12 protein-coding genes are annotated in these 15,003 nt (G+C 71.6%); 8 read left to right on the forward strand and 4 right to left on the reverse strand.

What is annotated here, in order from left to right:
- The first annotated feature begins 14 nt into the window (after positions 1–14).
- Positions 15–1,319: a hypothetical protein gene (locus tag ACY0PA_RS06045; protein WP_473083691.1), complete on the forward strand. Its 1,305-nt coding sequence runs from the start codon at positions 15–17 to the stop codon at positions 1,317–1,319.
- A gap of 13 nt (positions 1,320–1,332) precedes the next feature.
- Here ACY0PA_RS06045 and ACY0PA_RS06050 read toward each other — a convergent pair whose 3' ends face one another.
- Positions 1,333–1,944, reverse strand: coding sequence for a TetR-type transcription factor C-terminal domain-containing protein (locus ACY0PA_RS06050; protein WP_473083692.1), 612 nt, complete (start codon positions 1,942–1,944; stop codon positions 1,333–1,335).
- A gap of 115 nt (positions 1,945–2,059) precedes the next feature.
- Here ACY0PA_RS06050 and ACY0PA_RS06055 point away from each other — a divergent pair, with 115 nt between their 5' ends.
- The 4 genes from ACY0PA_RS06055 (at position 2,060) to ACY0PA_RS06070 (ending at position 6,019) form a co-directional block, all read left to right on the forward strand.
- Entirely contained in the window at positions 2,060–3,742 is a 1,683-nt protein-coding gene (locus ACY0PA_RS06055) for a class I adenylate-forming enzyme family protein (protein ID WP_473083693.1), read from the forward strand.
- A 290-nt stretch (positions 3,743–4,032) separates the two neighbouring features.
- Positions 4,033–4,707, forward strand: a complete 675-nt coding sequence (locus ACY0PA_RS06060) for an SRPBCC family protein (RefSeq protein WP_473083694.1) — start codon at positions 4,033–4,035, stop codon at positions 4,705–4,707.
- A 68-nt stretch (positions 4,708–4,775) separates the two neighbouring features.
- On the forward strand, positions 4,776–5,288 hold the full coding sequence (locus tag ACY0PA_RS06065; RefSeq protein WP_473083695.1) for a DinB family protein: 513 nt from the start codon (positions 4,776–4,778) through the stop codon (positions 5,286–5,288).
- Between the two features lie 98 nt (positions 5,289–5,386).
- On the forward strand, positions 5,387–6,019 hold the full coding sequence (locus ACY0PA_RS06070) for a TetR family transcriptional regulator (protein ID WP_473083696.1): 633 nt from the start codon (positions 5,387–5,389) through the stop codon (positions 6,017–6,019).
- A gap of 20 nt (positions 6,020–6,039) precedes the next feature.
- Here the strand turns inward: ACY0PA_RS06070 and ACY0PA_RS06075 are convergent, their stop codons facing one another.
- Complete coding sequence (locus ACY0PA_RS06075; protein ID WP_473083697.1) at positions 6,040–7,737, reverse strand: AMP-binding protein; 1,698 nt, start codon at positions 7,735–7,737, stop codon at positions 6,040–6,042.
- Between the two features lie 57 nt (positions 7,738–7,794).
- Positions 7,795–11,040: a carboxyl transferase domain-containing protein gene (locus tag ACY0PA_RS06080; protein WP_473083698.1), complete on the reverse strand. Its 3,246-nt coding sequence runs from the start codon at positions 11,038–11,040 to the stop codon at positions 7,795–7,797.
- 220 nt (positions 11,041–11,260) lie between these two features.
- Between ACY0PA_RS06080 and ACY0PA_RS06085 the strand changes: the two genes are divergently transcribed.
- The 3 genes from ACY0PA_RS06085 to ACY0PA_RS06095 all read left to right on the forward strand — a co-directional run bounded on the left by ACY0PA_RS06085 (position 11,261) and on the right by ACY0PA_RS06095 (position 13,777).
- Positions 11,261–11,911, forward strand: a complete 651-nt coding sequence (locus ACY0PA_RS06085) for a TetR/AcrR family transcriptional regulator (protein WP_473083699.1) — start codon at positions 11,261–11,263, stop codon at positions 11,909–11,911.
- A gap of 167 nt (positions 11,912–12,078) precedes the next feature.
- Positions 12,079–12,663, forward strand: a complete 585-nt coding sequence (locus tag ACY0PA_RS06090) for a nucleosidase (RefSeq protein WP_116500556.1) — start codon at positions 12,079–12,081, stop codon at positions 12,661–12,663.
- A 118-nt stretch (positions 12,664–12,781) separates the two neighbouring features.
- Positions 12,782–13,777 (forward strand): YihY/virulence factor BrkB family protein, encoded by a 996-nt coding sequence (locus tag ACY0PA_RS06095; RefSeq protein ID WP_473083700.1) that lies wholly within the window; start codon positions 12,782–12,784, stop codon positions 13,775–13,777.
- Here ACY0PA_RS06095 and ACY0PA_RS06100 read toward each other — a convergent pair.
- On the reverse strand, positions 13,746–14,912 hold the full coding sequence (locus tag ACY0PA_RS06100) for an alpha-hydroxy-acid oxidizing protein (RefSeq protein ID WP_473083701.1): 1,167 nt from the start codon (positions 14,910–14,912) through the stop codon (positions 13,746–13,748). The two genes, ACY0PA_RS06095 and ACY0PA_RS06100, sit on opposite strands and share 32 nt — an antisense overlap.
- Positions 14,913–15,003 lie beyond the last annotated feature (91 nt).

Consider the following 15,003-nt stretch of genomic DNA (forward strand, 5'->3'; position numbering starts at 1 on the left):
CATCCCATGAGTACATGACACCGGACCGTGACGACCGTCCCCCGGCGGACACCAGCGACGACATGGCGGCGCTGCGCGCCCGGGTCGCTCAGCTGGAGGCCGCGGCGCCGGCCCGGCACCGGCCCCGGCACCATCTGCGCTTGTTCTTCGCCGGCCTCCTGATCGTCCTCGTGGCGATCCTGACGCCGCTCAGCGCGGTCGCGACCTGGGCCAGCGACATCGTCGGCGACACGGATCGCTATGTGGCGACGATGAAGCCGCTCGCTTCCGATCCCGATGTCCAGGCGGCCGTCACGAACCGCGTCACGAACGTCGTCATGGAGCACATCGATCTCAAGGCGCTCCTCAAAGACGTGGCACCCGCCGACCGGCCGAGGCTCGAAAAGGCACTGGGCACCCTGAGCGGCCCGCTCACCAGCGGACTCAGCGGCTTTGTGCACAACACCGTCCAGAAGTTCGTGTCGAGCGACTCGTTCGAGAAGCTGTGGACCGGCCTCAACCGGCGCGTGCACATGGCGGTCGACAAGGCGCTGACCGGGAGCGGCGGCGGCGCCGTCAAGCTCACGAACAACGCGGTGACGATCGACCTGGCGCCCGTCATCGACGAGGCGAAGCACCGGCTCGTCGACCGCGGCCTCAAGGTCGCCTCAAAGATCCCCGATGTGCACACCGACTTCACTGTCATGACGTCCGACTCCATCGGCAAGATCAAGAAGGGCTTCCGGCTGCTCCAGCTCATGGGGGTCTGGCTGCCCGTCATCACCCTGGTCCTCGCCGCCTGCGCCGTCCTCCTGGCCGTCCGCAGGCGGCGCGCGCTGGTGGCGGCCGGGATCGCGATCGCGGTGGGCGCCGCGATCCTCGGCATCGGTCTGTGGGCGTTCCGCGCGTTCTATCTCGACGGGCTGCCCTCCGAGGTGTCGCAGCCGGCCGCCGGCGCCGTTTACGACGCGCTCGTGCGGTTCCTGCGGACGACGGTGCGCATGCTGATCACCGTCGGCATCGTGGTGGCGCTCGCGGCCTGGCTGAGCGGCGACGGCGGTGCGGCGACCCGGGTCAAGGCCATGTGGCGCGGCGGGATCGGCGCGGTGCGCGACGCGGCGGGCCTCACCGGCGGGCCGGTGGGCGCGTGGGTGCACCGGGCGAAGACGTCGCTCAACTGGACGGTCGTCGCCGTGTCTGGCGTGATCATGCTGGTGTGGGACCGTCCGACGGGCGTCGTCATCGTGTGGATCGCTCTTTGCGCGCTCATCGCTCTCGCGGTGATCGAGTTCCTGGACGACGACGGATCGCCGCATGTGACGGCCGCCCCCGCGGGGTGACGCGGCTTCGGTGTCAGGCGCGCGCGGGTCGGCGTACCGCGCGCGGGCGGTACTCGACCACCGTCAGCGCCAGGGCCACGTACCGCTCCACCAACTCGTCCACGGATACGGGTCCCTCGGACTGGAACCACTCCCCGATGGCATTGCACATGGCGATCACCGCGCGCCGGGCGTCGTCCGGGTAGGGGGTGAGGAAGATGCCCTGCGCCACGCCCAGCTCGACGACGTCGCCGAACTGCCGGCTGCCGCGCGCCTCGTTCTTCCGGTAGCGCGCCAGGTGCTCGGGCTCCAGGCTGCGCCCCTCGGTCAGCACGATGCTGCTCTTCACGGGGTGTTCCGTACGGAACCGAACGGTCGCCGCGACGAGCGCCTCCAGTTGTTCGGCCGGGTCGTCGCCCGCCGCCTCCAACGCCTCGTCGCAGGTACTGAAGTAGGCGTCGAGACCGTCGTCGAGTATGGCGACCAGCAAGTCCTGCTTGCCCTTGTAGTAGTAGTACAGGGCAGACAGGCTCACCCCGGCGCGCTGGGCGATGTCGCGGATCGAGGTGGCTCCGTAGCCGCGCTCGGAGAACTCATGCCGGGCAGCCTCGACGATGGCCTTGTGGCCGGTGGGTCGGGTGGACACGGCTCTCCGATCTCCTGCTCCTGTCCCGGTGTCTGGACACGTGCCGACGGGGACCGTAGCTTAACGAATGTTCTGACTGCACGCCCGTCGCCCTCGTCGACAAGGGAGTTGCCGCGTGATCCGTCGCCACCCGAAGGGCATGCCGGCCCGCCTCTCCTACCCCGAGGCGTCCGTGGGGGACATCCTCGCCGGCTCGGCCAGGAGATACCCCGACCGCGTCGCCCTGCGCGACGGCGACGACACGCTGACCTTCGCGGAACTCCACGAACAGGCGCTCCGCTTCGCGCGGGGGCTGCGCGAACGCGGCATCGCCGAGGGCGATGTGGTGGCACTGCACCAGCCCAACTCCCTCTGGTTCCCGGTCACTTACTACGGGGTCCTGCTGGCCGGCGCGATCGTGGCACCCATCAACCCGACCCTGCCCCCGGCGGCCCTGCGCGCACAGCTGGACGAGGCGGGGGCCCGGGCGGCCGTGACGCATCCGGCGACGGCACCGGCGCTCGTCGCGGCCGGCACCGAGGAGCTCGGACTGCTGGCCCTCGTACCACCGTCGGCCGTCGCGCCCGGCGATCCGGCACACCTCGACGGCACCGTGCCTCTCGCCGACCTGCTCACGGCGGCCCCCGAGCCCGGCCCACCCGTCACGCCCGACGCGGTCGCCCACCTGTCCTTCACGGGCGGCACGACGGGGCGTTCGAAGGCGGTCCAGGTGCTGCACCGCCAGGTCGTGGCGAACTGCCTCCAGTTCACCTGCTGGCGTGCGGCCGCCGTGCCCGCGGTGGACCCCGACGGGGGCATCTTCCTCGACCCGGTTCCCGAGGCCGCCACCGAGTACACCAACCCCCCGGGGCAGGGCGTCTCGGTCGCCGTCGCGCCGTTCTTCCACGCCATGGGCCTGGTCGGCCAGTCGATCGGCGTGCTCGCCGGGCTGACGAGCGTCCTCGCGGGACGTTTCGACCCCGAGCGGTTCCTCGAACTGGCCGAGAAGTTCGGAGCCACCCAGATCGCCGGGTCCCCCGCGCTCTTCCACGCCCTGCTCGCCGCCCCCGCCGCACAGGGCCGTGCGCTCCCCGCGGTCCGCGTGGTCAACTCGGGCGCGGCGCCCATCGATACGACGACACTTCGTGCCCTGGGGACACTGTTCCCGCGGGCGTGCGTCGTGGAGGGGTACGGACTGACCGAGGCCACCATGGGCGTCACGTCAGGCATCGTCGACCCCGATGACCCGGTTCCGATCGGATCGGTCGGCGTGCCCGTGTTCGACACCGAGGTCGAGATCCGCGACCTCGTGCAGACCGGGAGCTGCGTGCCCGACGGCGAGACGGGCGAGCTGTGGGCCCGCGGCCCGCAGATCACGGCGGGCTACCTCGGCCATCCCGAGCTGACGGCCGAGCAGTTCGTCGACGGCTGGCTGCGCACGGGCGACCTGGCGCGGTGTGACGAGCGCGGTCATGTCTACATCGTGGGCCGCGCCAAGGACATGCTCATCTACAAGGGGTACAACGTCTATCCCGGCCAGTTGGAGGAGATCCTCAGCGGCCATCCGGCGGTCGCGCAGGTCTCGGTGATCGGGGTGCCCGCGGCGGACGCGGGCGAGATACCGGCGGCGTACGTCGTGGCGCGCCCGGATGCCTCGCCGGCTCCCGGCCCGGCGCTCGCGGAGGAGCTGATGGCGCACGTGTCCGCCCGCGTCGCTCCGTACCAGCGGGTGCGCGAGGTGCGGTTCCTGGAGGCGCTGCCCACCTCGGCCGCGGGGAAGGTCCTGAAGGCGGAGCTGCGGCGGGCACACCAGCCGTAGATTTAACGAACGTTCAACACACTCGGTGCCGGGTCCCCCGATGAGTGGTGGCCCGGCCCCGCCCCCTCACACCTCCCCCGCACCCCCTTTACACCCCCGGCCGCCCTGAGCCGCATGACAGGCGGCGTTCCGGGCAGGCGACCACCGAACGCGCACGCCCCACCACCCGAACGGGCTAACCCGAGATGTCGTGGAGCCGATCCGCACGCACGTTTGGAAGGTAGAGCCCGTGGGGTGCGTACCCGTCGGCAACCGCGCCGACGACCGGACGGGCGCCGGGGAGGTGCGTGATGCCGGAGATTTCCGTGGACGTCCACATAGGCCGATCCGTCACTGAGGTGTACGACTTCCTCTCCGACGCACGGAATCTCGAACTCTGGTTCTCGGGGGTCGACACCGTCGCCGAGAGCGCAGAACCCGCAGGTCCGGGCGTGGCTCATGTGTACCGCTTTCCGGGGCGCCACCGGGACCAGCTGCTCCAGTGCGTGGCGTACGTCCCTGGCGAGCACCTCGTCTTCCGTGGCGACCGGATGTGGAACCTGCTCGGCGCCCAGACGCCGGTGTACTCGTTCACGCTCTCCCCGCGCCGCCGCGGCACGCTCCTGCGCCTCACGGTGCAGTGCCGTCTCGTGGGCGCCCTCATGCTGCTTGCGCCCGTGGTCGCCATGGCCTGGCGGCGCGACCTGCCGAGGGACGTGCGCCGGCTCGGCGAGCGCCTCGGCGCCCCGCACTGCCACGTCATAGCCGCTCCGCGACGGGTGCGCCTGCCCGGGCCGGCGTTCACCCCCGCCGCCGAGCACACGGCCGCTCCTGCGGCCCTCACACAGCCGGGCCCACCGCGCACACAGGTCCGCCCCGAACCGCGGCCCCAGGTCCCATCCGGGCCCCACCCCGAGCAGCACCCCGAGCCTCGTCCCGCCTCGGTCCCGGCCGCCAAGGAACGTGAGACGCGCCCCGCGGCATGAGGCGCCCCGATCCGCCCACGGGAAATTCCCGTGCGCCGGGTCCGCCCGGACCAGTAGCGTCCCCGCCCATGACTCTTCCTCGTATACGCCCTCCCTACGACGCCGACGAGCGAACGCAGTTGGTCGCCTGGCTGGACATGCAGCGCGCCATCGTCGAGTGGAAGTGCGAGGGCGTGTCCGAGAAGGACGCCCATCGCGCCGTCCTCCCCGCGTCCCCCGCCATGACCCTGGCGGGGGTCGTGTCGCATCTGCGGTGGGTCGAGCACTGCTGGTTCGAGGTCATGCTGATGGGCGGCGCGGCCGAGGGCCCCCAGTTCGACGACGGGCCCGAGGACGCCGACATGCTGGTCGACGACGTCCCCCTCGACCAGCTCCTCGGCGAGTACGCGCGCCAGTACGCCCGGTCGAACGAGATCACCGCGGCGCACTCCCTCGACCAGGCGGGCCGGCACCCCGACTTCCGCGCGGGCGCCGCGAATCTGCGGTGGATCCTCCTGCACATGATCGAGGAGACGGCCCGGCACGCCGGTCACCTCGACGCGATCCGTGAGCTTCTCGACGGCGAGAGGGGCTACTTCTGACCCGGTTCCCACCCGCTTGTGCCCCGGTTCCGACCCGGGGCGTTCACGGCCCGCCGGGCCCTGTACGGGCGCGTCGTGCGACCTGCGAGACTGTCGCCATGCCCAGTCCGGCCCGTACGTCGTCCGCTGCAGGCGAGGGCCTTCGCGCGAGGCGCCGCCGCGAGACCGAGCACGCGATCCACGCGGCAGCGGTACGGCTCGTCGAGGGGCACGGCCTGGCCGGGGTGACGGTCGACATGATCAGTGCCGCCGCCGGGATCTCCCCGCGCACGTTCTTCAACTACTTCCCGAGCAAGGAATCCGCGCTCACCATCAGCCCGCCCCCGCTGCCTGACGCGCTCCGCCTGCGCCTCACACACGGCGACCCGGCTCCGCGGGCCACGCTCACCGAACTGCTCGACGTCCTGTCCGCGCACATCACGGACGATGTCGTGCCCGACCGTGAACTCGTCCAGGCCACCTTCCGGATCGCCGACCGGCACCCGGAGCTGCGGGCGGCGCTGCACGCGCGGTTCGGCGCCTTCGAGGAACAGGTGAGGGAGGCGGTGGCCGAGCGGATGGCCGCCCCTGTGGCCGACCCCCGGCCCCGCCTCCTCACCGGCATCGCGCTCGCCGTGACCCGCACCGCCCTGGAGCAGTGGTCACTGGGCGCGGCCGGCGACCACGCATCTCCCGAGCCGGATCTCCGGAGTTGCGTCGACCTGCTGCACACGCTCATGCCGAAGACCTGAGGCGCGCGTCAACACGGCCTTCAGCGGCCGTCGGCGAGCTGCTGCGCGCGGGCCGTCAGATCCACCTTCCGGATCTTCATGGTCGTCGTCATCGGCATCTCGTCGACTATCTCCACGAGGGGAACCTTGTAGGACGCCATGCTTTCGCGGGCCCAGTCCCGTAGCACCGAGGCTTCCACTGCGCCCTTTTGACGGAGTGTCACGAAGGCCACCGGGATCTGGCCCTTCGTCGGGTGTGCGGCGGGGACTACGGCGGCCGTGTGTACGGCGGGGTGGCGGCACAGCAGCATCTCGACCTCCGCGGGGAAGACGCTCATGCCCTTCACCTTGATGAGGTCCTTGTCGCGGCCGAGGTAGTGCAGGCAACCGTCCTCATTGATCCTCCCGTTGTCGCCGGTGTGCAGCCAGCCGTCCCGAAGTTGGCGTTCCGTGGCGTCCGGCTTGTTCCAGTAGCCGGTCGTCACCGAGGGGCTGCGGACGACGATCTCGCCGGCCTCACCGAGCGGCAGCGGTTCACCGGTCAGGGGCGACACCACGGCGATGTCCGTGCCGGGCATGGGCAGTCCGCAGAAGACGGGTTCGGCGTGCAGATCCTCGTCCCCGCCCTGGAACCCGTAGGGCGTCACGTCGATGGTGTGCGTCTCGGTCATGCCGTACGCGGCCTCGCGCAGGACCGAGTGCGCTCCCGTGGCCGCCTCCCAGCGCCGCCGGACGCCGACGTCGAGCTTGCGGATGAACGAGGTGCAGAGCGGGTCGACGAGGGAACTCAGGTCGTACGAGGCGAAGTCGGGCCGGTCGAGAAGTTCGAGGTAGTTCTCCACGGTGCCGACCATGGTGGTGACCTTGTGCGCGTCGATCGCCCGCAGGACGCGCGCCGGGTCCCAGCGGGGCATGAGGACCGAGGTCCCGCCCAGCATCAGGGGGCTGAGGATTCCCAGGTCCTCGCCCGCGATCCAGAAGACGGGGATATAGCACAGGACCACGACCTCACCGTCCGCCGTCTGGCGGGTGGCCGCGGCGCTGGTGGCGATGGTGTAGATCATGTGCCGCTGGGTGTGCATGCAGCCCTTGGGAAGCCCGGACGTGCCGCCGGTGTAGTTGAGGGCGGCCAGGGCGTCGAGGTCGGCGGGGGCGCCGTCGACCGGCTTGTGGGCGGCGGCCTGCGCCCACGTGTGGACCGCGAGCCCCTCGATCGCCACGGCGTCCGGGGCGGTCGCGGCGTCGGCCATCTCGGTGAGCGAGGTGACGAACACCCGTCGTACGGCGGTCTGTTGGCGTACGGAGGCGAGCAGCGGGAGCAAGGTGTCCAGGGTGATGACGGTCTCGGCGCCGCAGTCCTCCAGTTCGTAGGCGAGTTCGGCGCCCTGGAACATCGGGTTGACCGGCACGTGCACCGCGCCGAGGCGCAGCACGGCGAGGAAGGCGACCAGGAACTGGGGGCAGTTGGGCAGGTGGACGGCGACCCGGTCGCCCGCGCCGACGCCCTCGGAGGCGAGCCGTCCCGCCACCCGGCGGCTCAGCTCGTCGAGTTCGCGATAGGTGACGGTGCGGCCCTCGAAGACGACCGCGGCCCGGTCGGGGCGCAGCCGCGCCCAGTGCGCCACATGATCCGGCACGGAGATCTCGCCGAGCGGGTACACGACGTCGGACGGTGTGCCGTGCGGGCGGACGCGGGCCTGACGGGCACGCAGATCCTCCAGGTACTCCTCGATCTTCATGCGGCTCCTCGGTTTGTTGTCCCGACCTGACCTACCTGGACCTTCACCGCACCGGCGTCACCACGTGTCGACGAATCGACCGCGGGTGTGCCCCTCGGGCGTACGCGGGTGCGGATACGGATCCGGATGCGTGGGGTGCTGGGCGAACGTCGTGGTGATCCAGCGGCGGGTGTCCGCCGGGTCGATCACGTCGTCGACCTCGAAGGTCGTCCCCGCGTTGAGCGCCTTGCCCTGCTCGTACTGCTCCGCGAGCAGGGCCTCGTACGTGGCCTGTCGCTCCTGCGGGTCGGCGATGGCTTCGAGTTCGCGGCGGTAGCCGAGCCGGACGGCGCCTTCCAGGCCCATCGGGCCGATCTCGCCGGTGGGCCAGGAGACCATCGCCGTGGGGGCGCGGAAGCCGCCGCCGGTCATCGCCATCGCGCCGAGACCGTAGCCCTTGCGCAGCACAGCGGAGAAGACCGGGACGCCGAGGTGGGCTCCCGCGACGAAGAGCCGGCTGAAGTGCCGTACGGTCGCGGTCTTCTCGGCGTCGGGGCCGACCATGAACCCCGGGGTGTCGCACAGGGTGACCACGGGCAGGCCGTGGGCGTCGCAGAGTTGCAGGAAGCGTGCCATCTTGTCGGCGGCGTCGCTGTCGATGGCGCCGCCGAGGTGCTGAGGGTTGTTGGCGACCAGGCCCATCGGCCGCCCCTCGACCCGTACGAGCGCGGTGATGACGCCGACGCCGAACTCGCGACGCAGTTCCAGGACCGAGCCGGTGTCGGCGAGGAGGGTGACCGCCTCACGTATGTCGTACGCGCGCAGCCGGTTCTCGGGGACGACGTGTCGCAGGAGGCGCTGGTCCGCGCAGTCCCAGTCACTCAAGTCGCCCTGAAAGTAGGAGAGATACTGCTTGGCGACCGCCACGGCCCCGGCCTCGTCGTCGACCAGGATGTCGACGACGCCGTTCGGTACCTGGACCGGCATGGGTCCGACCTCCTCGGGCAGGAACTGCCCGAGGCCGCCGGCCTCGATCATCGCGGGGCCGCTCATGCCGACGGTGGCATCGGCGGTCGCGATGACGACGTCGCAGCAGCCGAGGAGCGCGGCGTTGCCCGCGAAGCAGCGCCCGGCGACGATACCGACCGTCGGCACCTGCCCGCTGAGGCGGGCGAGGGTGGCGAAGGTGGGGACGTCGAGTCCGGCGACGGCCATCATGTCGGTGTCGCCGGGACGTCCGCCGCCGCCCTCGGCGAAGAGCACGACCGGGATCTGCTGCCGCTCGGCGAGTTCGAGCATGCGGTCGGTCTTCTTGTGGTTGAGCATCCCCTGTGTGCCGGCGAGGACGGTGTAGTCGTACGCGAGGACGGCGCACTGGCTCCGCCGGTCGCCGAACTGATCGCCGTTGACCTGGGCGACGCCGGTGACGATCCCGTCGGCCGGTGTGTTGGCGATCAGGTCGTCCAGGGTCCTGCGGCGGCGCTGTGCGGCGATGGCCAGGGCGCCGTACTCGGTGAAGCTGCCCGGGTCGCAGAGGTCGGCGAGGTTCTCGCGTGCGGTGCGGTGGCCGGTGCGCCTGCGGCGCTCGACGGCCTGGGGCCTGGCCTCGTCGAGACCCACGCGGTGGCGCTCGACGACCTCGGCGAGGTCCGGCCTGATCACGTCGAGACCGACGTCGGCCGCCCCCTCGTCGACGCTGTCCTCGCCCTTTGAAGGTGCGAAGACGACGAGTTCGGCACCGGCCGGGACGACGTCCCCGACGTTCGCGCGGACCTCGCGCACGATTCCGCCGCGGGGCGCGGTCAGGACGTGTTCCATCTTCATCGCCTCGAGGACGACGAGTGGCGCACCGGCCGCCACCTCGGCGCCCGGCTCCACACAGACGTCTACGACACTGCCCGCGGAGAGGGCGGTGAGGACCGAGCCGTGGCTCTCCTGAGAGGGGGCGGCACCCGGTACGAGCTTGTCGAGGTGTTCGTTGACGAAGGCGGTCGTCACCGTGCCGTCCCGGAAGGCCTCGTGGCGCAGAACGGCGCGAAGGAGCGGGATGTTCGAGGGGACCCCGCAGAGCGTGAACTCGGCGAGCGCCCCGGCCGCCTTCCCGGCCGCGTCGGCGAAGCCGCCGCGGACCGTACGCGTGATCACCTTGGCGACGAGCGAGTCGTACGAGCCCTTGATCTCCAGGCCCGCGCGGCCGTGGGTGTCCACGCGCACGCCGGGGCCGCCGGGTGCCTCGAAGGCGGTCAGCGTGCCCTGCGAGGCGCGGGCCGCGCCGTCCGCGGACAGCTCTTCGAGGTTGACGCGCGTCTGGACCGCGAAGCCGCGCGGCTGCGGGATGTCCTCCTGGAGGAGGCCGAGTTCGGCCAGCGACCTGCCCTGGGCGAGGCGCAGTTGGGTGGCCACCAGGTCTACGCCGGTGAGTTCCTCGGTGATGGTGTGCTCGACCTGGAGGCGCGGATTGGTCTCGATGAAGTAGTAGGCGTCCGGGTCGTCCACGTCGACGAGGAACTCGAAGGTCCCGAGGCCGAGATACCGGGTCGCCGAAGCCATCGTGACCGCGGCCTCGATCAGCAGGTCACGCGTGCGCGCGGGGAGCCACGGGCTGGGCGCGACCTCGATCAGCTTCTGGTTGCGGCGCTGGACCGAGCACTCCCGGTCCCACAGATGGGTCACCTGTCCGGTGCCGTCCCCGACGACTTGGATCTCGATGTGCTTGGCGCGGGGCAGGAGTTGCTCGACGTACACGTCGCCGTTGCCGAAGGCGCGCTCGGCTTCGGAGCGGCAGCGCTCGTACGCCCGGGCGAGGTCCGAGGCGTCGTGCACCGCGCGCATGCCGCGGCCGCCTCCCCCGGCGACCGCCTTCACCATGACGCCGTCGCGCGCGCCGGCGTGGAAATCTGTGGCCTGCGCGAGTGAGGTCGGGGCGCCGGTGGCCGCGAGGACGGGGACGCCGTGTTGCACGGCGAGCACCCGTGAGCTCGCCTTGTCGCCGAAGAGAGCGAGGAGTTCGGGGGTGGGACCCACGAAGGTCAGCCCCGCCTCGGCACACGCCTTCGCGAAGCCGGCGTTCTCACTGAGGAACCCGTAGCCGGGGTGGACCAGGTCGCATCCCGCGCGCCCGGCGATCTCCACGATCTGACGCGCGTCCAGATAGGCGGCTACGCCTTCGCCCTTGAGCAGGTGGGCCTCGTCGGCGAGCCGCACATGGGCCGCCGAGCGGTCGTCCGCGGAGTGCACCGCCACGGTCCGCAGGCCGAGCGCCGACGCCGCGCGGTGGATCCGGACGGCGATCTCGCCCCGGTTGGCGATCAGCACACCTGTCATCGGACGTCTCCTCCACGGGCTCGGAACGCGGGCCTTCTGTACGTGACGGCTTCGGGCTGCAGTGCGTGCGTCGGGCTGTACGTGACTGCTTGGGCTGTACGTGACACGGCTTCGGGGCGTGCCGGACGTACCGATGCGCCAGTGCATTGACGCTGGTGTCAACGCCAATGGCGCGCCCAGTCTGCGTTGACGCCGTCGTCAACGTCAATAAGCTGGGGCCATGCCGATCGCGAGAAATTCCTGGACCGTGCGCGACAAGCTGGACCGCCAGGACAGCGCCACGCGGGCCCGACTGCTCACGGCGGCCCGCACGGTCTTCGAGCAGCGCGGCTATGCGCGCACGACGATCGCCGACATCACGGCGGAGGCCGACGTCGGCCGCGCCACGTTCTACGTCTACTTCGCTTCCAAACAGGACGTCTTCGCCGTGCTCGCCGCCGATCTGCGGGACCGCTTCCTGGCGGCCCAGGAAGCGGCGGCCCCAGAGGCCGAGAACCCGTATCTGCTCGCCGAGCGGACCAACGCGGCGTTCCTCGACGCCTACGTGGACAACCTCGCGTTCCTGACCGTGCTCGAGCACCAGTCGCTCACGGATCCGGCGATGCGCGTGCTGCGCGACGAGATCAACGACCGCCCCCGCGGGCGCACCGCGCGCTACATCGCCCGTCTGGTGCGCCAGGGCCTCGCCGAGCCGGCCGGTTCGCCGGAGTCCGTGGCCACCGCCGCGGCCGGCATGGTCGCGGGCTTCGCACGGGCCGTGGCCGCCGACCCGGGCTACCGGGACCGGGCGGTCGCCGATCTGACGGCGATGTACCTGCGGCTGCTCGGCCTCACGCCCCGCGCAGGCGCCACCGCCCCCAGTCGCGACTGACCCCACACCCCCACCGGCCCGTCCAATCGGCCCACGCCCCCCGCGCCACCCCGCCGCCCCTCTGTTGACTTGAGCCACACATCCGGACGGCGCGGTGCGCGGCCGCTGACCGCGTGTGCCATGCCCCGGCTGCGAGTGGGCGACCGGCCCGGAGCTACCGTTGCGGCATGGAACTCATAGGTGAGATCACCGCCGGCCGCCCCCTGCTCGTGCTGGCCGTGAAGGAAGAGGCGCAGTTCCTCGACACGGATCTCCCCGTCCTGCTCACCGGGATGGGCAAGGTCAACGCGGCGACCGCGCTCGCCACCGTCCTGGCCCGCGGCCCGCACCCCTCGGGCATCGTGAACCTGGGCACGGCGGGCGCGCTGCGCCCCGGCTGGACGGGCACCCACGTCATCGGCTCCGTGATCCAGCACGACCTGGACAACGCCGTGCTCGCCTCGCTCACGGGCGAGATCTACGGTGCGCCGATCGACCTGCCCGACCACGGCGGTCCCGTCCTCGCGACCGGCGACTCCTTCATCTCCGACGAGGCGGCCCGCGCCCGCCTGGCCGCGCACGCCCCGCTCGTCGACATGGAGGGCTACGCGCTCGCGTCCGCCGCCCAGCAGGCCGGTGTTCCGCTGCGGATCGTCAAGCATGTCAGCGACGAAGCGGGCGACGGGGCGGCGAGGACCTGGCGCGAGACGGTCGCCGACTGCGCACGCGTCCTCGCCGACTGGACCGCGCGGAACGTCCCCGTACGCCCCTGATCCACGACTCCCCCGGCACGCTGCGGGGTCGGCGATGAGATGATCGCAGACCATGTCCCGCGCACACCGGCGCTCCCGCCGAGGCCGTCGGGCGCCCTCCGACCGAGACGAGCACGCCTTGGGAACCCGGCCGACGGCCCAGGTCACCCGAACCGTCCCCTCCCCCGCCACGGCCGCCTCCTCCGCCACCGACGAAGGCGACAACGACCAGGGCGACGGCCCCGTGCCGGGCGCCGAGTCGATGTCCTGGCGCCGGCTGTGGGCGGCGCTGCGTCGCACGCCGGTGTCGATGTGGAACGACGACGTGTCGGACTGGGCCGCGGCGTTGACGTACTACGCGATCCTGGCCCTGCTGCCCGCCATGCTCGTGACCGTCTCGCTCATCGGTCTCGTCAGCCCGGCGACGACGGACGCCCTGATCGCGCATGTGACGGCCTGGGCGCCCGCAGAGTCGGGTGCCGCGCTGCACGGCGCCCTGCGCCACATGGCACACGAGCGGTCCGCGGCGCTCACCGTGACGATCGCGGGCGCCGTCAGCGCCCTGTGGTCGGCGTCGAGTTACTCGGCCGTGTTCCGCCGGGCCCTCAACAAGCTGCACGGTGTCCGCGACACCAGGCCCGCGTGGCGCAAGGCCCACCGCATCCTGCTGACCGCCTGCACCCTGCTGGCGCTGCTCGTGGCCAGCGCGCTCGTCCTCGTGCTCAGCGGATCCCTCGCCCAGTCGCTGGGGCACTGGCTCGGGCTCGGCGACTTGGGCGCCGCGGCCTGGAACCTCCTCAAGTGGCCTGCCCTGCTCTGCCTGGTGGCGCTGCTCGTCCTGGTGCTGTTCCGCTCCGGGCCGCCCGCCGCCCGAGGGTGGCGGCACGGCCTGCCGGGCGGTCTGCTGGCCGCGCTGATCTGGCTCGTCGCGTCGGCCGGCTTCACGCTCTACGCCTCGCAGCTCGGCACCTACAGCAAGCTCTACGGCTCCCTGGCGGGCGTCGTCGTCTTCCTCGTCTGGCTGTGGGTGTCGAACCTGGCGCTGCTCGCGGGGGCCCGGTTCGGGGTCGAACTGGACCGGTCCGCACCCCACGCGCCGCTGGTCAGCGCCGGCGACGCAGCGCCTGCGGAGTGAGATCGGCGAGCGTCGGATAGCCGTCGACGGCCATGATCAGGTCGGTCTCCGCGAGCAGGGACCGCAGCACGTGGACGATGCCGTCGACGCCGCCGAGGGCGAGGCCGTAGGCGTAGGGGCGGCCGATGCCGACCGCCGTCGCGCCGAGGGCGAGCGCCTTGACCACATCGGCTCCGGAGCGCACCCCCGAGTCGAACAGCACGGGCAGACCGTCGGCGGCCTCCACCACCTCGGGCAGGGCGTCGATGGCGGCAAGGCCTCCGTTGGCCTGCCGCCCGCCGTGGTTGGAGCAGTAGATCCCGTCGACGCCGCCGTCCTTGGCCCGCCGTACGTCCTCGGGGTGGCACAGGCCCTTGACGATGAGCGGCAGGTTGGTGAGCGAGCGCAGCCAGGGGAGGTCGTCCCACGTCAGGGGGTTGCCGAAGACGCTCGCGAACTGCATGACGACGGCCTGCGTGTCATCGGCGCGGCCCTGCGGGAGCCGGGAGCGGAAGACCGGGTCGGAGGTGTAGTTGCTGAGGCAGTGGCCGCGCAGCTGGGGGAAGTTGCCGGTGGTCAGGTCGCGGGGCCGCCAGCCGGTGACCCAGGTGTCCATGGTGACGACGATCCCCTTGAAGCCTGCCGCCTCGGCGCGGCTGACGAGGCTCTCGGCGAGGTCGCGGTCGGTCGGCGTGTAGAGCTGGAAGAAGCCGGGGGTCTCCCCGAACTCCTTGGCCACGTCCTCCATGGGGTCCGCGGACAGGGTGGAGGCCACCATCGGAACTCCCGTGCGCGCGGCGGCCCGCGCCGTCGCGAGGTCCCCGTGCCCGTCCTGCCCACAGAGCCCGATCACGCCGATGGGACACATGAACAGCGGGCTGTGGAGCTTGAGTCCGAAGAGGTCGACGGTCAGGTCCCGCTTGTTCGCCCCGACGAACATGCGCGGAATGAGCCCCCACTGTTCGAAGGCGGTGACGTTCTCGCGCTGGGTGAACTCGTCGCCCGCGCCACCCGCGACGTACGACCACACGGACGGCGCGAGCGCCTCGCCGGCCCGCTGCTCCAACTCCGCGAAGGCCATGGGCAGCTCGGGGACGACGCCCCCGAGCGCGTTGAAGTAGATCTCGTGCTGGTAGTCACCGAACTGCTGCGTCATCGCGGCCACCCTCCTCGTCGAACGCCACCGTGTCCTGGCGGTGGCGATCAGACCCTAGTGCGCAGGCCGATGGATGGGGGCCCGTGGGGTG

The organism is Streptomyces sp. DS1-CR2, from assembly GCF_055760475.1.